19 protein-coding genes are annotated in these 20071 nt (G+C 54.4%); 11 read left to right on the forward strand and 8 right to left on the reverse strand.

Annotated features, from left to right (window positions below; genetic code table 11):
- The first annotated feature begins 47 nt into the window (after nucleotides 1–47).
- Entirely contained in the window at nucleotides 48–650 is a 603-nt protein-coding gene (locus KW848_RS29400) for a hypothetical protein (protein WP_218538903.1), read from the forward strand.
- A gap of 32 nt (nucleotides 651–682) precedes the next feature.
- On the opposite strand, the gene KW848_RS29405 is transcribed toward KW848_RS29400, so the two are convergent.
- The gene (locus KW848_RS29405; protein WP_218538904.1) at nucleotides 683–1018 is read right to left on the reverse strand and encodes a hypothetical protein; all 336 of its coding nucleotides are present in this window, start codon (nucleotides 1016–1018) and stop codon (nucleotides 683–685) included.
- Nucleotides 1019–1020: 2 nt separating this feature from the next.
- On the opposite strand from KW848_RS29405, the gene KW848_RS29410 reads away from it, so the two are divergent.
- From KW848_RS29410 to KW848_RS29450, 9 genes are all read left to right on the forward strand, one after another.
- Complete coding sequence (locus KW848_RS29410; RefSeq protein ID WP_218538905.1) at nucleotides 1021–1281, forward strand: hypothetical protein; 261 nt, start codon at nucleotides 1021–1023, stop codon at nucleotides 1279–1281.
- A 1290-nt stretch (nucleotides 1282–2571) separates the two neighbouring features.
- Entirely contained in the window at nucleotides 2572–3114 is a 543-nt protein-coding gene (locus KW848_RS29415) for a hypothetical protein (protein WP_218538906.1), read from the forward strand.
- The gene (locus KW848_RS29420; RefSeq protein WP_218538907.1) at nucleotides 3111–3452 is read left to right on the forward strand and encodes a hypothetical protein; all 342 of its coding nucleotides are present in this window, start codon (nucleotides 3111–3113) and stop codon (nucleotides 3450–3452) included. Before KW848_RS29415 ends, KW848_RS29420 begins: the two co-directional genes overlap by 4 nt.
- Nucleotides 3415–4134, forward strand: a complete 720-nt coding sequence (locus KW848_RS29425; RefSeq protein ID WP_218538908.1) for a hypothetical protein — start codon at nucleotides 3415–3417, stop codon at nucleotides 4132–4134. Before KW848_RS29420 ends, KW848_RS29425 begins: the two co-directional genes overlap by 38 nt.
- A gap of 61 nt (nucleotides 4135–4195) precedes the next feature.
- Nucleotides 4196–4477, forward strand: coding sequence for a hypothetical protein (locus KW848_RS29430; RefSeq protein ID WP_218538909.1), 282 nt, complete (start codon nucleotides 4196–4198; stop codon nucleotides 4475–4477).
- Between the two features lie 27 nt (nucleotides 4478–4504).
- The gene (locus KW848_RS29435) at nucleotides 4505–5008 is read left to right on the forward strand and encodes a hypothetical protein (RefSeq protein WP_218538910.1); all 504 of its coding nucleotides are present in this window, start codon (nucleotides 4505–4507) and stop codon (nucleotides 5006–5008) included.
- Between the two features lie 453 nt (nucleotides 5009–5461).
- The gene (locus KW848_RS29440) at nucleotides 5462–7441 is read left to right on the forward strand and encodes a class I SAM-dependent DNA methyltransferase (protein ID WP_218538911.1); all 1980 of its coding nucleotides are present in this window, start codon (nucleotides 5462–5464) and stop codon (nucleotides 7439–7441) included.
- 122 nt (nucleotides 7442–7563) lie between these two features.
- Complete coding sequence (locus KW848_RS29445; RefSeq protein ID WP_218538912.1) at nucleotides 7564–8787, forward strand: restriction endonuclease subunit S; 1224 nt, start codon at nucleotides 7564–7566, stop codon at nucleotides 8785–8787.
- Complete coding sequence (locus KW848_RS29450; protein ID WP_218538913.1) at nucleotides 8780–11980, forward strand: type I restriction endonuclease subunit R; 3201 nt, start codon at nucleotides 8780–8782, stop codon at nucleotides 11978–11980. Before KW848_RS29445 ends, KW848_RS29450 begins: the two co-directional genes overlap by 8 nt.
- Before the next feature lie 978 nt (nucleotides 11981–12958).
- On the opposite strand, the gene KW848_RS29455 is transcribed toward KW848_RS29450, so the two are convergent.
- Both KW848_RS29455 and KW848_RS29460 read right to left on the reverse strand, forming a co-directional pair.
- Entirely contained in the window at nucleotides 12959–13591 is a 633-nt protein-coding gene (locus KW848_RS29455) for a hypothetical protein (protein ID WP_218538914.1), read from the reverse strand.
- Entirely contained in the window at nucleotides 13588–14040 is a 453-nt protein-coding gene (locus KW848_RS29460) for a hypothetical protein (protein ID WP_218538915.1), read from the reverse strand. The genes KW848_RS29455 and KW848_RS29460 overlap by 4 nt, the downstream gene beginning before the upstream one ends.
- A 709-nt stretch (nucleotides 14041–14749) precedes the next feature.
- Here KW848_RS29460 and KW848_RS29465 point away from each other — a divergent pair.
- Entirely contained in the window at nucleotides 14750–15499 is a 750-nt protein-coding gene (locus KW848_RS29465; protein ID WP_218538916.1) for a hypothetical protein, read from the forward strand.
- 377 nt (nucleotides 15500–15876) lie between these two features.
- Here KW848_RS29465 and KW848_RS29470 read toward each other — a convergent pair whose 3' ends face one another.
- From KW848_RS29470 to KW848_RS29490, 5 genes are all read right to left on the reverse strand, one after another.
- Nucleotides 15877–16989, reverse strand: coding sequence for a helicase RepA family protein (locus tag KW848_RS29470; protein ID WP_218538917.1), 1113 nt, complete (start codon nucleotides 16987–16989; stop codon nucleotides 15877–15879).
- Nucleotides 16986–17378 carry a virulence-associated protein E gene (locus KW848_RS29475; RefSeq protein ID WP_218538918.1) on the reverse strand — a complete coding sequence of 131 codons (393 nt, stop codon included), beginning with the start codon at nucleotides 17376–17378 and terminating at the stop codon, nucleotides 16986–16988. Before KW848_RS29475 ends, KW848_RS29470 begins: the two co-directional genes overlap by 4 nt.
- Before the next feature lie 265 nt (nucleotides 17379–17643).
- Nucleotides 17644–17865, reverse strand: coding sequence for an AlpA family transcriptional regulator (locus KW848_RS29480; RefSeq protein ID WP_218538919.1), 222 nt, complete (start codon nucleotides 17863–17865; stop codon nucleotides 17644–17646).
- 59 nt (nucleotides 17866–17924) lie between these two features.
- Nucleotides 17925–18638, reverse strand: coding sequence for a hypothetical protein (locus KW848_RS29485; RefSeq protein WP_218538920.1), 714 nt, complete (start codon nucleotides 18636–18638; stop codon nucleotides 17925–17927).
- Nucleotides 18635–19954: an integrase arm-type DNA-binding domain-containing protein gene (locus KW848_RS29490; RefSeq protein WP_218538921.1), complete on the reverse strand. Its 1320-nt coding sequence runs from the start codon at nucleotides 19952–19954 to the stop codon at nucleotides 18635–18637. The genes KW848_RS29485 and KW848_RS29490 overlap by 4 nt, the downstream gene beginning before the upstream one ends.
- Nucleotides 19955–20071: the final 117 nt, after the last annotated feature.

Raw genomic sequence — 20071 nt, forward strand, 5'->3', positions numbered from 1 at the left:
ACTGTCGCATCCGGTCACGGAGGGCGACGCCTGACTGGAGATACGCCATGGACAAGAACACGAAGATCCTGATTCCGGAAATCTCCGGCGAATGGACGGAGCGCCTGCGCTCCGGCAGCACCGACATCTGGAATCACGCGTTGCACGGCAAGCCACATCGCAATGGTCTTCCTGAAGTGCGCCTGGCCCCGCCCGAGGTAGGTCTGTACGCCGAGCGTATCGACAGCGCCTGGTACTGGGTTTCTGGCTGCGCGAAGTGCAACGGCACAGGCGAACAGTGGAACTACAGCGTTTGCGATAAGCACGACGTTTTCCGGCTGTGCAGCATTCACCGGTCAAAGCTGACAGAAACGCCATGGAGCCCCCCTGATGGCTGGACCTGCAAGCCCTGCCAAGATGCGGAAGATGCCCAGGCCAAAGCCGCGGCACTGGCACTGGCAAAGGTCGCCGAGGGCGAACACAACGAGTGGGATTATCGCTGCCAAGACGAGTGTAAGTGCCCGCACTGCGCCACAGTCATCCACATTGAATCGGAGGACTACGGCGATAAAAAAATGGAGTGCGATACCTGCGGCGGCAGTTTCGAACTGGTGACCGAGTACTCGGTGAGCTTCACCACCACGGTGATCGGCGAGCGGATCACCGCCTGACCCACCCTCACCTATTGCGTTGAGTACTGTTTTCAAGCCGAAAGATCAGGCCCAAGAGTCAAATCGATGTCTAGCCTCGCCAATGCTTTACCGCGAGCTAACGCCTCATTGAAGCTGTTGTACTTTGCATTTTCACGGATTGCTTCAACCCGGCTTTCTTTGTTCTCTACAGCGATTCTAAGTCCTGTTGGCACAGAATCACTGTCGCTATCCCATTCGAAATCAATCTTCGCTTTAACGCCTCGATGCTCATAGACAACTGGGTATGGCCTATCCACTAACACCATTTCGATCTCCTGATCCGGCTCCATGCCGGGCCGAACACAAATACCCCACTTCAACGAATCACGCCAGCCGGCGAGGATCACTTATGTTCACAGTAATCGATTTTTTTCCGGGTTTGGCGGATGGACCCGAGGCGGGGTTGATGCCGGCCTGCAAAGTACTCTGGGTAGCCAACCATTGGCCAGCAGCCGTTGAGTGGCACACGAAGAACAACCCGGACAAAAACCAATCAGAAACGAAAAAGGCCTACGCCGTTAAGCGCAAGCCCTTGATATTCATGGTGCCGAAGCCGGGGTCGAACATACCATCTACAGGCCGCTATTTTACTGGCTTCATCTATTATTAATCTCAGTACGTATACCTAAACGTATACCTAAAACGGGAAGTACCCTTATCTTCTCCGCCTCCCGCCGGTCGCCTATCGTGCCCCCCCCGTTTTGCCGTCACCGGGTGACGCTTGTGATCATCATTACTCACCCCGTTTTGGGATGGAAGAGATGGAAAAATAGTTTGGGCGTGTGGGCGCCGATACTGCGAACGCTAATTCTTTTTACGCAGCACCTCCAGCATTCCTCCAAATTCGCCCAAGACGGCGATTCCCTAAAAAACTACGAATTAATGATTGAAACGGGCAGAGAACGGTCCTTGAGATCTACGCTCCAGACTTTTGGTCCCCCCTCTCCCTAATGACCTTATCAAGCAGCAGGCCGCTCATCCGCTTCCAGTCCGTCTGACGCTTGGAGGCGAATAGCATCGCAGCTCGCACTGAAGTGACTGGTCAGATAGCTCGGCACATGTCTCTATCGAGGGCTGACGTCGTATGCCTACAGGAGCTCACTGTTAAGTAATGTTCGATCCGGTCGTAGTGGTCCACTGCTTTTCATAGCGAAGAGTTCGATACCGCGAGGTTGTCCGCATTTTGTCCGCATTGCATGCGGACCGACTTCCGACGGTTGGCTGACTACATTCCGTTTAGTGTCTTTTCAATACGCTTTTGGTTGACGGAAATCTAGAAGGCTACAGCGTCGAGATGGTCGACAATCTGATCAGTTTTCTGGGCGCGCCATGATCGAAGTTGGTTGACTAATCGAAACCACCGGAACCCTTGCCCTGCCTTACTTATAGGACAATAGCGGGCTACGGGCCAAGTGCCGGACAACGGATCAGGCCATAAGCGAAACGTCCGCAATCTGTCCGCACCCGATATGGACAAAAAGCGGACTAGAGAAGAGAAGAGAAGAGAAGAGAAGAGAAGAGAAGAGAAGAGATATACAAACACTAGCTAGCGCTTTAAGCACTGCCACGCCAAAGACCAATAGTTAGATTGCTTTGATCTGACCGAAGATGTGGACCTCCAGAAGTACGGCGGGGTGGCAGACCGGCCGCTCGAGTACTAGATTATCTAGCATGTGCATCCGCCGTTGCATCGGACTTGACCAACACGCTTTGCAGATTGATGCCGGTATTCACTGGTGAGCTGCCCGATGCTTTTCGGAGTAGTTCAAATTATTGAGGATGCCACTCTGAGACCAACTCAAGGCCCGCTTCAGCCAGACTCGTCAGATGCATCAGCACCTAGTCAATGCCATGGTCGAGCAGACCATGCCTGATCTCCATTAATCGACAAGGATGTTCCATGCGGGATAACCCAAAACTCTCCCTGTTCGCCCGGGTCGATACTGGCTTGGCACGCTTTGCCTGTGGCCTGCTCGAAGGGCTGAAGCACCTGGGGCTCTGGCTGCTGGGGCTAATCGCCATAGCCGACTACTTCGCTCTGATTTTCGAGTATGGCGAAGGGTTGGCCGATATGGCCCTGCATGAATGGGCCTTTATGCTACTGGCGCTGGCGCTGACCTGGCGACATTGCCATTACGCGCGGCACTTCGATTATGGCTTCTGGCTTGGCCTGGGGCGCTGGCTGACCGCGCAGGGCATCCTGCTCGCCGTAGGGATGATCGTCTGGGCAAACCTGGAGTTTACGGGGTCCGCAGAGGCACTTGACTCGCTGAATCTAGCCAACAAGGAGGAAGAAATACTGAGTCTCGCCTTCGCATTACTGGCCCTGTACCTGGGCGCACCGACGCAACCACGTATTGCCGAACAGCCCAAACCGTTGACGGAGAACGCGCGCCAGGTGCCCAGCACTTCCCCGACTCCCGACAAGGCGGTCAGCCCGTGAAAACCCTCACGCCCCTGTTGACCCTAACGCTGCTGAGCCTGCCCATTCAACTCAGCCTTGCCAGCACCGATCCGGCCCGGCTGATTGAGAGCTGTACCGAGCTGGTGAATATCTACGACAAGCACGACCAACTGCGCTTTGCCGCCGCGCAAACAACCTCGCTTTCCGAAGCCATGCGTGCCGGCTATTGCCGCGGCGTGCTCGACGAGTACCAACGTAATTACCAGTGCAAAAACCGCGACTGGCGCGAGCAGGCCAACACCATCGCTAAGCGCGCGCATGAACAGCCCGGTGTACAGGATGTCGACCACTTACTGGCAACAGCTTGTGGCTATTGAACAAGGGCTGACCCTGCCACAGGCGGTGGAGCGCCTGTTTGGCATCCAACTCGCCCACCACAAGGCCCTACGCAACGCGGTTAATACGCTGGTCAAGGCGATGAAGCAGGCTGGGGTGCTCCAGCTAAACGAGGAAGATATCAGCTTCACGGAAGGCGGACGCAAGCGCTGGTCACTACCGCGCAGTGAGCTGGACGGCCTGCATAATGCCATTGTGTTGCATGGCATCTTCGGCGACCCCAAGACTGTGATCCGCCTGTTCAATCAACCGGCGCTACGCCGACAGCACGCCGATTGGGCTGGAAGCCTGCTGCTGGAACGGCAGTCGGTGGCCAGCCTGGGGCTGATCAACAAGCAACTTGTGGACCTGCTCGGTATGCTCAAATCGGCGGCCGACCTCAAGCTGGAGCGTTTGCCCAACCCTTTCGACAACGCGCTGCCGCAGATGGGCCTGGGCGACTACGGCGGCAATCTGCTCAAGGCCATGGCCTGCCAGACGGCCGCACTGTCGATGGGCGACAGCATGATGGTGCATTACCTCAACGGTGATCTGGGGCAGGCGCACACCGTGGCAGCGACCCTACAAACCGATAACCCGCTGCTGCTGCAATATCGGCAGATGATCCTGACCGCCTATGAGGAGGCAAGGGCCTTCGACGACCTGCTCGACACCTGGCGATGAAAGGACTTGGTAGTGGAATCAACAAATAAATACTGGCTCCGTCATCAGACAGGAGCCAACCATGAACACTATCGAACACATCCTCGCGAACTGCCCACACCAGGTCAGTCCATGCCATCAAGGTAAGGCCATCGAAATTGATCAGGCCCTGCGGGCCGGCATTCCCTTCACCGCTCTTGGCGGCAAGCGCGTGCGCTGCCGCAACGGACTGGTGCGTTTCAAGCTCGGTTGCGACTGGCGCCTGCTCTACCTGACCAGCATGTACGGCTACTCGCCGTATAGCTTGGTCAGTCGCCAGTGTTTCGAGCGTGAACTGAAGCGAAGGCGGGCTCTTAAGCCCTGATTCCTTTAATTCACTGGAGACACACTCATGACTGCAATTATTGCCCTGAAACAACCTCTGCTCGCCGCCAACGGCCTGGAAATGCAGGTCAGCCAACTGGACTTCCTGCGTCTCAAGCATAAGTACACCGCTTCGTCCGAAGCCGAAATGAGCACAGAACAATGGGACGCGTCGGAGCTGGAATATCGCCGTTTCCTGACACTCAAGTGCCTGTATCCGACGGTCGCGTTGGTGCCGAGCAAGCAGGTCGATGCTGTCTGGCATGCACACATTCTGGACACCCGTGCCTACCGCGAGAACTGCTTCCAGGTCTTCGGCCGCTTCATCGACCACTACCCGTACTTCGGCATCTACAGCCAAGACGACTACCAGGAACTGAAGAGCGCTTTCGCTCACACGGTGGCGCTGTACGAGCAACACTTCGGCGCCTACCCCGAAGGCGGCTGCGAGGCACAGGCCATGCGCTGCAAGGACCACCCATGCCACGTCCCCACCACTTGCGCCTGCCGAGTCGAAGGTGCCTGCAAGTAAGCGGGCAATTCTAGCCAACCAAGCTCTGGAGAAACTCAAGATGAGCAAGAAACCACAAGCCCCCAGCCGTCCCTCCCCCGCCCCACGCCCGGTAGTCCCCAATCTACCGAGCACGACCGGCAAAAAGTCAGGTGATGGCCGCGGTAACTACCCTCCGAAAAAGTCGTAACGTGTTAGTCGAGTGCGGCAGTCCACTTAGTGCGGTCTGCCGCACTCGTCATTTATCCAAATTCAGGCACCGGACTGCTTGCTATCTGATCGTCTAGAGCAAGGCTCGACATTTCGATACCACTAGATGGCAGCGCTTGGCCGTTTTCAGTCGACCCTAACCGAACACTTTGGGTCGGATGCAGCCCTTCACGACAGGCAAAAATCGGCCAAAAGCGGACGCTCCTGATGGGCACACTCGGGTGTTAGACTTACTCTTTTGTCCCTACTCCAAGGAGTTGTTGCGTGAATACGGAAAATCATTCCCAGACGGCCGCCTTTCTCTGGTCGATTGCCGATCTGCTACGCGGTGACTTCAAGCAGTCTCAGTACGGTCGCATCATCCTGCCATTCACCTTGCTGCGGCGCATGGAGTGTGTGCTGGCGCCAACCAAGGACGCAGTGATTCACGAGTTCTACGCCCAGGAAGGCCGCCCGGACACCGTACGTGAAATGTATATGCTGCGTGCAGCAGGTGGCCTGCAGTTCTTCAACGCCTCGCCGCTGACCCTCGGCACTTTGTCCGATACGCAGACCCCAGCCGACCTGATGAGCTACGTGCAGGCCTTCAGCAAGGACGCCCGCGAGATATTCGAACACTTCCACTTTGAAGACTTTGTTCAGCAGCTGGCCAGCGCTAACCTGCTCTATCAGGTGGTGCAAAGGTTTGCTGCCACCGACCTGAGCCCCGAGCGCATCAGCAACTTCGGTATGGGTATCATCTTCGAAGAACTGATTCGCAAGTTCGCCGAAAGCTCTAATGAAACCGCCGGAGAACACTTCACCCCGCGCGATATCGTGCACCTAACCACCTCGCTGGTGATCACCGATCAGGACCACAAACTCGCGCCCAACAGCATCGTCACAATCTATGACCCAACGGCAGGTACGGGTGGCTTCCTGTCCGAGGGTGATGAGTACATCCAGTCCATCAGCGAAAAGGTCAGCGTCTCCCTGCACGGCCAGGAGCTGAATCCCGAGTCGTACGCCATCTGCAAAGCGGACATGCTGATCAAGGGCCAGGATGTGGCCAGCATCAAGCTCGGCAACACACTGTCCAATGACCAACTGGCCAACAAGCACTTCGACTTCATGCTCAGCAACCCGCCGTTCGGCGTGGAATGGAAGAAGGTGCAAAAGCAGATCACCGACGAGCACAGTCACAAAGGTTTCGACGGCCGCTTCGGCCCCGGTCTGCCACGCGTGTCCGACGGCTCGCTGCTGTTCCTTCTGCATCTGGTCAGCAAGATGCGTGACCCGCGCGACGGTGGCTCGCGCATCGGCATCATCCTCAACGGTTCACCGCTATTTACCGGCGGTGCCGGTTCGGGCGAGTCGGAGATTCGCCGCTACCTGCTGCAGAACGATTTGGTTGAAGCCATCGTCGCGCTGCCCACGGACATGTTCTACAACACTGGCATCTCCACCTATGTGTGGATACTCAGTAACCACAAGACCGCCGCGCGCCAGGGCAAGGTTCAGTTGATCGATGGCAGCCAGCTCTTCGCCAAAATGCGCAAGTCGCTGGGCAGCAAGCGCCAGTACATCACCGAGGATCAAATCAGCGAGCTGGTGCGCCTGTATGGCTGCTTCGAGCAAACCGCGCAGAGCAAAATCTTCGCCATCGACGCCTTCGGCTACCGCCGCATCACCGTCGAGCGGCCGCTGCGCCTGAACTTCCAAACTAGCATCGAGCGCCTCGAAAAAGTGCTGGAAGAAAAGGCTATCCAGAAGCTTGACAGCGCCGCCCAGCTACAACTGTTAGGCGCACTGCAATCAATGGATGCCAGTGTGCTGCACCGCAACCGCGAACGGTTCAGCAAAATACTGAAAAAAGCCTTGGCAGAGCACAACGTCAATCTAAGCGCGCCAGAGCTGAAAGCCCTGCTTAACGCCCTGAGCGAGCGTGACCCCGAGGCAGACATCTGTACCACTAAGGGCCAACCGGAAGCAGACGCCGGACTGCGCGACAACGAGAACGTACCGCTAGGCGAGTCGGTGTACGACTACTTCCAGCACGAAGTTCTTCCCCATATGCCGGACGCATGGATCGATGAGAGCAAGACGGATGCCCAGGACGGCGAGGTCGGAATCGTCGGTTTTGAGATTCCGTTCAACCGCCACTTCTACGTGTTCCAGCCGCCGCGCCCGCTGGCCGAGATCGACCGTGACCTGAAAGCCTGCACCGATCGCATCAAGCAAATGATCGAGGGGCTGTCCGCATGAGTATTCCTGCGTATCCCACGTACAAGGACTCGAGGGTTGAGTGGTTGGGAGAGGTACCAACCGACTGGGTTGTTTCGAAGTTGGGTTACTTTTTTCGAGAGCCTCCATGCTATGGAGTTTTGGTGCCTGATTTCGATCCTGATGGCGTTCCAATGTTGCGAATTACGGACATGGAGCATGAATTCATTGATACTTCAGGCCTTGTAACCATAAGTACAGAACTCTCTTCTCAATATTCGCGCACTATTGTCAGGGAGGGTGACATTGTACTGTCGCTGGTCGGAACAATAGGAAAGGCATTTGAGATTGGCCCAAAGCTCGTCGGTGTGAATTTATCTCGAGCCATTGCTCGAATCCAGCTCGATAGCAATACTCTCCCTCGATATCTATGTTGGATTTTCCAGTCCCGCGCATTTACCCATTTTATTGATTTGGTGTGCAGAGGTACCGCGCAGCGTGTCCTTAATTTGTCGGATTTGAATGCGTTCAGCTTTGTCTTTCCCACTAATGTCGAGCAGTTTGCGATCAGTGCATTTCTCGACCACGAAACCGCCCGCATCGACGCGCTAATCGAAGAGCAGAAGCGCCTAATCGACCTGCTCAAGGAAAAGCGTCAGGCCGTGATCTCCCACGCCGTCACCAAAGGCCTCGACCCGACGGTGCCGATGAAAGACTCCGGGGTGGAGTGGCTGGGCGAGGTGCCGGCACATTGGGTGGTAAGCAGGGCGAAACTTGTAGCTGACATATTTGTACCTCAACGAAACAAGCCCGAGCTCAATGACAGCGACGGTGTTGCGTGGGTAACGATGGAGGACATGAACGGCGGATACATCTCAGCGACAAATCATAAAGTCACACAGCTGGCAGCTGAAGAGGCGGGCTCTAAGGTGCTAAAGAAAGGGGCTGTCATTGCTAGCTGTGTTGGGCGCTTTGGAATAGTTGCAATTAACTCTGTTGATGTGGTGATAAACCAGCAACTCCAGGCTTTTGTGCCTAGAAAAATTAGGGCGGAGTATCTAAGGAGCATTGTCTCTCTGTCGAGGGAGTATTTTGAGCTAATTGGTACTTCGGCCACATTGGTGTATGTGAATCAGCAGGGATTTGAGAATCTTCCGGTCTTACTCCCTTCCACAAGCGAGCAAGATTCGATCTGTGTATATGTCGATGAAGCGAATGCACGGTTTGATGCGTTACTTTCGCAGTCTTTAGAGTCGATACAGTTACTCCAAGAACGCCGCTCCGCCTTAATCTCCGCCGCCGTTACCGGCAAAATCGATGTGCGCGGCTGGCAGCCAGCGGCCAGCGCGCAAGCCCCCGCCCTAGAACAAGAGGCCGTATATGGCTGACAGCAAGGAAGCGCAGTTCCAGCAGGACATCCTCAACGCAATGGTCGCCCAAGGCTGGCTGACTGGCCCTGCCAGTGGCTATGACCGTCGCACGGCGCTGTACACCGAAGACCTGCTGGGTTACTTCAAGGATGCCTGGCCGGAGCGCTGGGACAAGTTCGCCAAGGCCAATCCGAACAACCCGGAAAACGTGCTGGTGCAGAAACTGGTGCGCGAGCTGGAACAGAGCGGCACTCTGGATGTGCTGCGCCACGGCTTCAAGCTGCCGGCGGTAAAAGTGGAACTGTGCAGCTTTCAGCCCGACCACGGCATGAACCCGGACACCCTCAAGCGCTACCAGTGCAACCGCTTGCGGGTGGTGCCTGAGGTGTCCTATTCGCCGCATGCGCGTGAGGCTGGCAGCAGCGGGCAAAGCTACAACCCACGGCTGGACCTGGTGCTGTTCGTCAACGGCATCCCCACTGCCACGCTGGAACTGAAAAGCGAGTTCAAGCAGTCGGTGGAAAACGCCAAGCGCCAGTACCGTTACGACCGCCCGGTAAAAGACCCGCTGACGCGCAAGCCCGAGCCGTTGCTGACCTTCAAGCGTGGCGCGCTGGTGCATTTTGCCGTAGGGCAGAATGAGGTGGCAATGACCACCAAACTGGCGGGCAAGGACACCTTTTTCCTGCCCTTTAACCTCGGTAGTGAGGAAGGCGGTGCCGGCAATCCAATGCCTGCCGACGATAGCCAGTACGCCACCGGCTACCTGTGGCAACGGCTCTTGCAGCCAGATGCCTGGCTCAAGGTGCTGGGGCGCTTTCTACATTTGGACAAAAAAACCAGCGAAGGCTTCGACGGCACGCTGGTTACCAAGGAAACGATCATCTTCCCCCGTTACCACCAATGGGAAGTGGTCAACAAGTTGGTTAACACCACTCGCGCCGAAGGCCCAGGCAAGCGCTATTTAATCCAGCACAGCGCTGGCTCGGGCAAGTCCAACTCCATCGCCTGGACGGCGCATCAACTGGCCTCGCTGTATGACGCCGCCGGCCAGCGCCTGTTCAACTCGGTGATCGTGGTCACCGACCGCACGGTGCTGGATAGTCAGTTGCAGAACACCATCTACCAGTTCGAGCACGCCCAAGGCGTGGTCAAACCGATCAGTCGTGATGTCGGTAACCAGAGCAAGTCCGAACAACTGGCTGAGGCGCTGGCTGAGCAGACGCGCATCATCATCGTCACCATCCAGACTTTTCCTGCTCTGTTCGATGCCCTAGACAAGTACCCGAAGCTGGCTAGTGGGCGTTATGCAGTGATTGCCGACGAGGCGCACTCCTCGCAGACTGGCTCGTCGGCCAGCAAGCTGAAACAGATTCTGGGCAGCGATGCGCTGGACGCCGAGGAAGTCAGCGCCGAAGAGTTGTTGGACGCAGCCGTACAGGCGCGCCAACCGAATGAGCGCATCAGTTACTACGCCTTCACCGCCACGCCCAAGGCCAAGACCTTGGAGCTGTTCGGTCGCCCGGCCGACTCCACGCTGCCGGCCAGTTCCAGCAACAAGCCGGAGGCTTTTCATCTGTATTCCATGCGCCAGGCTATCGAGGAGGGTTTCATCCTCGACGTGCTGCGCAACTACACCACCTACAGTACCGCCTGGAAGATCGCCCACCCGGATGGCGAAGACGACGAGGTGGACAGCAAGAAGGCGCGCATCAAGCTAGCGCGCTGGGTGCGTTTGCATCCATACAACATCAGTCAAAAGGTTGAGGTGGTCGTCGAGCACTTCCGTGCCAATATCCGTAATCTGCTTAATGGCCAGGCAAAGGCTATGGTGGTGACGAGCAGCCGACAGGAAGCAGTGCGTTACCAGTTGGCGGTGAGAGCCTATGTACAGCAGATGGGTTACAACGATGTGCACCCGTTGGTGGCGTTCTCCGGCAGCGTGCTATCGGATGAGGTGATCCCCGAAGAGGTGACGGAAAGCAGCAGCCTGCTCAACCCCGGCTTGAATGGCCGCGACCTAGCAGTGGCATTCGACACCCAAGACTTCAACGTGATGATCGCGGCCAACAAGTATCAGACTGGCTTCGATCAGCCCAAGCTGTGTGCCATGTACGTGGACAAGAAGCTGCAAGGCGTGGACTGCGTGCAAACCCTGTCGAGGCTGAACCGCACTTTCGGTGACAGCAAGGAAACCTTCATTCTCGACTTCTTCAACGAGCCGCAGGACATTCTTGACGCCTTCCTGCCGTACTACACCAAAGCCGAGCTGACCGATGTAACCGACCCGCAGATCATTTATGACCTGCAAAAGAAGTTGGATGCAGAGGGAATCTATCAGTGGCAGGAGGTCGAGGCATTCGCCATAGCCTTCTTCGACCCCAAGGCGGCTGCTAGCAAGCTCAGCTACTACTGCACTCCGGCAAAGGAGCGCTTTGCCAAGCGCTACGCCTTCTCGGTGGAGTCGCGCCAACAGGCGCTGGACTTCAAGCGCACAGCCGAAGCTAACGGCGACACTAGCGGCCTGAAAAAAGCCGAGCATGCGTTGAAAGAGGCCGGTGAGCAGATCGATCAGCTCGACCTGTTCCGCAAGAATCTGCAGAGCTTTGTGCGCCTGTATGAGTTCCTCTCGCAGATCGTGCCCTATGAAGACCGCGAACTGGAGCAGCTCTGCGTGTACGCCAAGCACCTGCACCCCCTGCTGCGCGTGGATCGCCTGCAACAAGACGACGTGGACGTGGGCGAGCTGCAGCTGAGTCACTACCGCTTGAGCAAGCGCGCCGAGCACCAGCTACGCCTGAACGAGGAAACAGGCGAATACACCCTCAAACCTGGCAGTGACGTGGGCAGCGGGAAGCCCCATGACCCGGAGAAAAAGCGATTGTCGGAAATCATCGAGGCTCTGAACGATATCTTCGGTGCCGAGGTGAGCGATGACGACCAGCTGCAGTTCCTTACCGGCATCGCCCAGCGCATCAGCCGCCAGGAAGATGTGATGGCTCAGGTAAACAACCACTCGGTGGATCAAGTAATGCACGGCTTGTTCCCCAAGCGTGTTCTGGACACCGTGCTGGATGCCATGACCGACCACGAGAAACTGTCGCTGGAAGTGCTGGATAACGAGACTAAGAGCCGGGCATTTGCCTTGGTGATTTTGAAGATGCTGAAGTCGGCAGCCGGCCTCGATGAGTCCGGTTTGCGCAATGCCTGAAACCATATAAAACACATCAACGAAATACGCGCCGACATCTGTTTTTTGCCGATTTCTGCCTGTCGTCACCGGCCGCACTGGGTCGTTTACCGCTCATCGCGACAGGCAGCAACCGGCCGATTCTGTTGAAAAAGTCGGTCTGCCCAAACTGCCTGATCATTGACTGGTGAAAACGCCTATTTTGCACGCTGCTACGTGGAATCCGAGTCCAGATGTCTCTGCCAAAAGTAAAGATTTCAATCTCGGATGCGTACTTTTCTGATGCGCAAACCATGGCCGACTTTTTCAACAGAATCGGCCAAAAGCGGACGCTTGAGCAAAAGTTTAGCGCTTTACCGATATAATATTTCACACCATTATCAGAACACCTGTTAAATATGCGAGTGGCTACATCGATATGTGTGGATTGCCCATCAACAAGCCTGTCTATTACTTGCAAGGCTTGGAGAGGGGGATGACTTTCTGTTGCTAAACCCCAGATTTCACCTCGAACCCCCTACCCGTTCCTGGTTACTTTTGCTTGTTGCTGAAAACCCAACAGTCAGTTGCGAAAACATGCTACACACAAGCCAAAACCAACCCGAGCTTAATTAAAAGAATTTTTCATTGACAGAAGAGATCGATATAAAAACCCCGGTTCTTTAATGTTTTTTACGGCCTCGACAAATATCTTTCGACATAGCTTAAAGCTGCTACTCTCAACAAGTAACTTATCTTTCGAAATCGCGACTATTTGGGAATCCTGCCTTAGCAAAACTGGCGAAATGAGGCTATAGGTCATATAGGGAAACATTTCCTGAGGCGTACTATAAAATCTCCCTACTGCGTGGGTAGGTATAATTTTATAGGGCGCCTCAATTTTATACGCCCATCGGCGATACTGCCCCATATGGCGCTCCGCAACAATAGGAGATATATGTGAAGGAAAAATATTAAGCTTGAAATCTTCGTAGGCACCAACCACATAAAATCTTGGCATCAAGTCTCGCGCCCCTCTATTCCATATTTTGGATTATACGTAACGATCTTACCCTTCAGTATACTGCTTAGCTTTCTAATTGTGGAGTTGAACATGTATGTATTAGGTATAAACATTTTCTTTATATGCTTTTCTGTAAGTGCGTAGCCGCCATCTAGGCAGAACTCAAAGAGCCAAGCATGAGGATTTGTTTCGCTGTACATGAAATCTATTACGGCAGTAGAAAAATATTTTTCAATGACAGGTTTTAAAGAGTTACAGGCTCTGTGAGAATTTAGTTTTTCCAGTGATGGGCTGGGCAGGCTGAATAGATCTACTGTCAGCGCGTGAAACTTCTCATAATCGCAACTTACCATTTGCAGGAAGAGGTCCCTGTCAAAATTTGGCTTAAGAAACCCGAACTTAAGACTCCCTGTATCAACAGGACTACCCGCCTTGAAATACTGACGATTATCAGTTAAGAACAGCATATTCATATCTATAACAATTGATCCCCTGAGAAGAGGCGGATTCCCAATGGGGGAGCCAATATTGAAATAGTCAGCCTGCGGGCTGCCATTACCGACAGAGCCAATAACATTATCGATAATATGCAGTTTGTTTAGCGTAAGTACTTTAGAAAATTTTTTCATTTACTTTTGCTTTTTCTTTTCTGTATGTGCTTTTGCCACTGTCCATTCGCTGCGTTCAAAATCCGCTGGTATCGATCTTGATATGACTCGACTTTATCAAGTGTTATTTTATGATTTTCTTCATCATCTTCTTCCTTCTTTTTATCCATGGTAATTGTGTGACTTAGTTCGTACAGAGCGCAAACTGTAGCAATATTCATAGCCATCCTTTCCTCATACATATATTTGCTCAGAAGCTGGCCGGCCAGACTAGCCAACGAGCTAGTTATCAGAGTGGCTACAGTGATAGAGAAAATGGATGTTTTAGTATTGACGGCTATCAGCAGAGTAGTCAGAGAGCTCAGGAGTATCTGACCTAGTGAATACAACTGGTTGCTCTTTTGGTTTTTAGCGCGTTTTTCATTAAACTCTGCAATGCGCCTTCCGATCTGGACTTCCAGTTCAGTCAAGCTCTTTAACTTATGCTCTGTGTTCACGAAACACCATTCGTCGGTTGGTCGGCGGTTCAACATACATATGATATCATATTGATGTCAATAAAAAGTCGTGACCACGAAGGGTGTTTTTTCATCATCAAGAGATCTTTCGAATTGGCTTGAATCCCTATTCATATTTAATCGATCAGCAAGGTAGCAGTGTCGCTTTAGAATTGGCCTTCAACGACGTGGTGTCGCTAGATATAGGTAAGGCAGGCAAAAGGCGGTATATGTAATTTTAATCTGGCTGAGGTGTACTAGGGAAGTTTCGATTAAGCCAGCACAGGTCTGCTGAACTGTCCTGGAATAACCATCTTCTTAGCCACCGTCAGTAATAGGCTCGACGCCGCTCTAGAGGAACTGAACGTCCCAAAGCTGCGCTTACGGTCGCTTGTCAGCAGTTGGGACCATTGGGGGGGGGGCGCTAACTGTTAATCACCAGTGCCTGCTTCTGGTCGTGAACTGCCCTCTGCGAAGGACAACTATGGGGCGGTGGCTGCCCTTCGTGACAGGCAGTAATCGGCCAGAAGCAGTCAAGAAAGTTCATATCTACGTGCACTGTTAGATTTGTCGTCTATACTAATCAAGCAACGTGAGCTTATCACTTTCTCAATGCAACTACATCCGCAATAAACGCTGCATGCCGCTCAACTGTAGCTTTTCCTCAATGGAGACTTACACGATGCCACCAGACGAAATACTAAAAAAGATACATGAATACGTTTACTGGTATTACGATATTGATAATGGCTATTCAACACACGACCAAGAGATGGAGATAAGAACAGAAATAGAAGCGTACAATAAATATATACATCTTTTCGATGGCATTCCGGACGATATAGCAAGGGAAATACAGGGTTACTGCAATCATGACGACAACTCCTCATGGAGTGATACTTTTGATCTCTGCGAAGATGAGATAGAGGCATACAAATCCATAACAAGCTATCACGATGAGGAAATTGACGAGATAACGGTAAAACGATTAATTAATGCCGCCAAAACAGATGTTACCTCAGAGCTTTCTAGTAGCGAGTACTTATACATCTGGGACACTTTCCAAAAGTATTTAAGCGAAATAAAAACCATAAGGAACATTTCTCGTGAAGTTGAACCATTTCGCGATTTACTTATAGAAATGGAAGAGATAATCGCTTCCGAGTGCTACAACGGCAATATTCAAAATTATAGTTCATGGGGTGTATGGGACGGCGAAGGTAGATTTTTCAGATACCCAGTTACTTTTTCATCCCCACTATTAGAGAAAAAGGAGCGACATATTCCAGATCACCTTACTACAGATAACCTGATCCTTGGGAAGTATAAGTTTGGCGCGAATCATCTATATATTTACAAGGCACTGATAAAAGTCATAAGGCATATGGAGAAAAAATATGAAATATCTCTTATTGATCTGAATAAAAAATAAAAAGTCCCCGTATTTTCCTGACGGTGGTCACGGCGGACACGACATTATTCGAGAAGAAACACGATGCGGATGGCAAGGCCAAATTGTTAGATGAGTGTATGCGGTAAATAAAACAACGCTGCCGACATGCTAGACAGTTTATCCATTGGCCGCTTCTGGCAGAGCAGATGTGCTCGACGGGGCGCCAACGCACGTTTTCGCCATTGGCTTCTACCTTTAGGAGGTCCCGACGCAAATAGTCCAAGGTGGTCATAGTCAAAATTCCTCGAGGTCGTGTAATTCATCGACCTGTCCGACTCCCCTTCGATACACCTCCGATTACTGTCCGATATGCCCGAAAGGCAAAGGTTTGTAGGCGTCCGAATAGTCCGAAGTCCCTAAGGGTTTCGTTTTCTTCGGACAGACTCAGTTACCAGGACATGGGGTCCGTCCCGCTCAACTATTCCACGTTTCTGCAAGCCTTCACACGCCTCCTTGGCGCGGTTGCGCTCCAGCCCGGCAACCTCGCAGCGCACCTTCCAGTCATCGAACAGGATGTTGATCGGATGATCTTCTCGGCCCTGCTTGGCAAGCCGGGTGGTGACCTCCCCCCACATCTCGTTCAGGACGTCCAGAGCCTTCTGCTGGTTCTTCCCCTGCGGCCTCGTCGCAGGAGCTGGTGCGGTGTACTCAGTCAACTTCAACGCCGCGCCGCCAACCAAACTTCCGCTATCGTCGTACACCGGCACCCCCACTAGCTCGAAGGCGAGCGGCAGCGGCTCTTCTGCGTCCTTCATCTTGCGCGGAGTCAGTCGGATCAGTTTGTCTACGTCGCTCCGACTTACTTCGTACTCGGCATCAGCGGCCCCCTTCAGTGCGGAAGACCCTCGCGCGCCCTTTTCCCCATCCTTACCGCTATGGTGGACAATCAGCACAGTAGCCTTCCAGTGTCGACGTAGCGCGTCGGCATTGCGCACAAACAGCCCAACTTCCGTTGCGCTGTTTTCGTCGCCGCCGAAGTTGCGGGCCATCGTGTCGATAACGATCAGAACCGGGGCTTCGCCGGTTGCGTCTGCGAGTTGCTGAACCGACTCGGCTACCTTCGCCACGTTGGTAGCGCTGGATAGGTCGGTGGGGGCATCGGACACGAATAACAGTGCCGGCATGTCGGTGCCATTGTGCTGTGCCCATGCTCGCAAACGTCGCGCCAGCCCGTTGTGGCCTTCGCCCGCAATGTAGAACACTGTTCCCCGCTTCACATCATGCCCGTGGAACGGGATACCCATAGCGATGCAGCACGACAAATCCAGGGCCAAGAAGGATTTGCCCTTGCCGGGAGGGCCGTACACTACAGCAAGCGCATCCTCCTCGATGTATCCGCGAACTAGCCACGCGACAGGCTTCACCGGCATGTCGCAGGCGGCGACGAACCGGAACGGCGTTGTGCTGTGCAGACGCTGGTCAACCTCGGCCCACTGGTCGCCATAACGGTCTTGTGCCTTTGCATTCATACACGCTCCTCCCGTTGAGCCAGACGGCGACGTGCCAACTCCAAGCGGTCTAGATCTGACTTCGGCAGCTTCTCGCCTCGAGATTGCAGGGACAGGCCAATCGCGACGATGTAACGCTCGTGCTCAACTGCCGCACGACTGGGCCCTTGTCGGGAGGAGCGCTGGCCGCCATCAGGAAACAGGTCGCGCATCTCCAGGCCAATAGCCGTGACAATTTGCGCCGCCGAACAGCCAGCCCAGCATTTCAACAATAGAGTGCCGTCTCCCGTTTCCGTGATCTTCAGGCTCGGATTGCGGTCATCATGAGCCGGGCAACAGGCGACCCACTGGCTTGGTTTAAGGGGGTGCACCTTATTTAGACGCGACAACAGCTTGTCGGCGGGCATCATAGTTGTACCTCGCAAAACCAGCACAGAGAGATCAGGACCAAGTGGGGCAGCAGGCCGACGGCGTACTCGTTGCAGCGCAAGTCAGTGGCGCGACTGTGGAGTGCGGACGAGTTGCACGTAGCATCGTGCTTCAAGGGCGGTGCTCCGAATGGAGATTTGAAGACAGCTGCGCGACGGTTTACCAACCGGGCACTCGAGCGCGCATTTCGGTTTGACTGAGCCTGCATCAGTTCGAGGCCATTTTTCTTCGCAAAGGCGGCCATTTTCATGCTGCGTCCCTCGCTTCGATCTTGGCGCGCAGCCATGCCTCCACCTCAGCCACGACGTAATACGCAGCAGCCTGGCGGGTGTCGCCGTCTTTGATCGGCTTCGGGAAGGTCGGGTCTTTCTTGCGGAGCTTGTCCAAGCCCGAGCGGGATAGGTCCAACCAGCGGCACAGCGCTGGCTGGCGGATTAGAGCTTTTGCGGGAGTCGTTGCAGGGTGCATTTGAGCGCCTCCGTATGGGTGACGCTCACAAGATAGTTATCGAAACAACGGCCAAATAATTACCCCGTCGTTTGTTTACGCCGCCACTCTCGATAGGTTGATTTCGGGATTTTTAAACGCCGCTCGATGATATTTGCGAACTCGCGCCGCGACTTGCCGGTAGCCAACAACTCCGCTTCCAGCTTGGCGACTGCCGCCCAATCGTGAAGGGCGGTTCGTCCGGCGCGGGCCGTCTCCATCTTCTGCCTGTACTTTTGGGCAATCTCAGACCTGACTGCCTGCTCAGCTTCAACGGTGGAGTGCAGGTCCTTTTGCAAAAAATGGCGCTCCGCTACTGCCATTTCAAGTGACTCCAACCGATTGATCAGCTCTCGAACCTCCTCAACAGCGCACTCGGCATGGCTGTCTGGATCAAACTGTCGCGCTTCTTCGATATGGCCTAGCACCAATAGACAAGATGATCGGACATCCAGCAGCGAGCAGACATATTTGGGCAAATGAAAGCCGAAGCTGGAAAACTTCATGTGTTGGCAATCGCTCAATGATTCGAACCAGTCAGGACTGTACCCGGTGGTCTTTACCAAGCAGTCAAGAGCTCGCCCGGCCAGCTCCTGACAAGGCAACTCAAATGCGAGGTCAATATCAATTGGCGCTCGTTCAATCTCAGCACGAAGGATGACCCCGGCCAGAAAGTCCCGCGTGTACTCACTTTCCCCGCAATCCCATTGCGTAAGGTGCGCTTCAATGATCGGCAGCATGTCAGGTTTTATCATGTTCCCACCGCCCCTAGAGCTCTGGGCTCACCAACACTGACCTTATGCTGCGCAAACTCGTAGGGCGTGATGTGCTTTTCCCGGTTGGCGTCCAGGTAGTCAGCCCACCACGTCATCATCAGTCGACGCTCTTCCAGGTGCTCAGCCTTGTGGATATAGGCCGCGCGCACGCCGTTGCGCTCTTGGTGGCTCATTTGCCGTTCAACCGCGTCACGCGACCACAGGCCGGACTCGACCAACGCGGAACAGGCCATAGTGCGGAAACCGTGCCCGCAAATCTCTATCTTGGTGTCGTACCCCATGCGGCGCAGTGATTTGTTTACGGTGTTCTCTGACATTGGCCGCCAGTGGTGGTGATCTCCTGGCAGTACCAGCTCAAAACGACCGCTCAGCCGGCGTATCTGTTCCAGCACCTCAAGCGTCTGGCGTGACAACGGGACAAGATGCGGAGTCCCCATCTTGGCTCCTCGGTGCGACCGCTTGACACCCTCGATTGGTGCCCGTTCACCCGGAATCGTCCACATGCTCCGGGTAAAGTCGAACTCAGACCAGCGGGCAAAGCGCAGCTCACTAGAACGAATGAACACCAGTAGAGCGAGGCTTACAGCAAGACAGGTAAGCGGTCGTCCGGTGTCAGCCTCGCAGCGTTGCAACAACTCCGGCAACCGCTCAAGGGGCAAGGCCGGGCGGTGTTTGGTCTTGCGGGTGGCAGTCCCGCCCACCAGATCAAGCGCCGGGTTGTATTCGATGAAATCGCGCTGAACGGCGATTCGCATGATTCCGGCGATGCGCTGACGCAGTCGCCCAACCACATCAAGCGCGCCGCGCTTCTCTACCGTCTTCAGACAGGCCAGCAGGTCGCGGGTTTTCAGGTCGGATACGGGGCGTTTGCCCAGCATGGGGAAAAGATCAACCTCAATCTCTTTCAGCACCCTGACCGCGTGATCCTTCGACCATTTGCCGGCCATGCTGGCGTGCCATTCCAGGGCCAGCGCCTCAAAGGTGTTCCCCGCCTCATTGGCCGCCTCGATCTTTGCTTGCTTAGCGCTCTCGATGGGGTCTTGGCCATGCGCCAGCAACTCGAGTGCATCGGCTCGACGCGCGCGGGCGGCTTTCAGACCGAGAGCCGGGTAGTTGCCGAACGTTGCCAGACCAGGCTTACCGCTTGGCTTTTTATACTTGAAGCGCCAGACCTTGGTGCCGGTGGCCCTTACAAGCAAAAAAAGCCCTTGCCCGTCAAACAGGGTGTAGTCCTTTGCGCGGGGTTTGGCGGCCTCGCATTTGGGGTCAGTAAGGGGGGTTACGGTGCGCGCCATAGGTATACGCCTCGATATCGAACCGATATATACCTAAACCTATACCTAAATCGTGGGGCTGTACAGGAACATACGGGGATATTCAGACACAAAAAAACCGGCTACAAGGCCGGTTTC

It is taken from the genome of Pseudomonas sp. PDM25, from assembly GCF_019219045.1.
In the GTDB taxonomy this organism is placed as follows: Bacteria; Pseudomonadota; Gammaproteobacteria; order Pseudomonadales; family Pseudomonadaceae; genus Aquipseudomonas.

Excerpts from the sequence above, each read along its gene's own strand:
- KW848_RS29400 (WP_218538903.1), top strand. The coding sequence starts at position 48 with ATGGACAAGAACACGAAGATCCTGATTCCGGAAATCTCCGGCGAATGG.
- KW848_RS29410 (WP_218538905.1), top strand. The coding sequence starts at position 1,021 with ATGTTCACAGTAATCGATTTTTTTCCGGGTTTGGCGGATGGACCCGAG.
- KW848_RS29415 (WP_218538906.1), top strand. The coding sequence starts at position 2,572 with ATGCGGGATAACCCAAAACTCTCCCTGTTCGCCCGGGTCGATACTGGC.
- KW848_RS29425 (WP_218538908.1), top strand. The coding sequence starts at position 3,415 with ATGTCGACCACTTACTGGCAACAGCTTGTGGCTATTGAACAAGGGCTG.
- KW848_RS29430 (WP_218538909.1), top strand. The coding sequence starts at position 4,196 with ATGAACACTATCGAACACATCCTCGCGAACTGCCCACACCAGGTCAGT.
- KW848_RS29435 (WP_218538910.1), top strand. The coding sequence starts at position 4,505 with ATGACTGCAATTATTGCCCTGAAACAACCTCTGCTCGCCGCCAACGGC.
- KW848_RS29450 (WP_218538913.1), top strand. The coding sequence starts at position 8,780 with ATGGCTGACAGCAAGGAAGCGCAGTTCCAGCAGGACATCCTCAACGCA.
- KW848_RS29455 (WP_218538914.1), bottom strand. The coding sequence starts at position 13,591 with ATGAAAAAATTTTCTAAAGTACTTACGCTAAACAAACTGCATATTATC.
- KW848_RS29465 (WP_218538916.1), top strand. The coding sequence starts at position 14,750 with ATGCCACCAGACGAAATACTAAAAAAGATACATGAATACGTTTACTGG.
- KW848_RS29470 (WP_218538917.1), bottom strand. The coding sequence starts at position 16,989 with ATGAATGCAAAGGCACAAGACCGTTATGGCGACCAGTGGGCCGAGGTT.
- KW848_RS29475 (WP_218538918.1), bottom strand. The coding sequence starts at position 17,378 with ATGATGCCCGCCGACAAGCTGTTGTCGCGTCTAAATAAGGTGCACCCC.
- KW848_RS29480 (WP_218538919.1), bottom strand. The coding sequence starts at position 17,865 with ATGCACCCTGCAACGACTCCCGCAAAAGCTCTAATCCGCCAGCCAGCG.
- KW848_RS29485 (WP_218538920.1), bottom strand. The coding sequence starts at position 18,638 with ATGATAAAACCTGACATGCTGCCGATCATTGAAGCGCACCTTACGCAA.
- KW848_RS29490 (WP_218538921.1), bottom strand. The coding sequence starts at position 19,954 with ATGGCGCGCACCGTAACCCCCCTTACTGACCCCAAATGCGAGGCCGCC.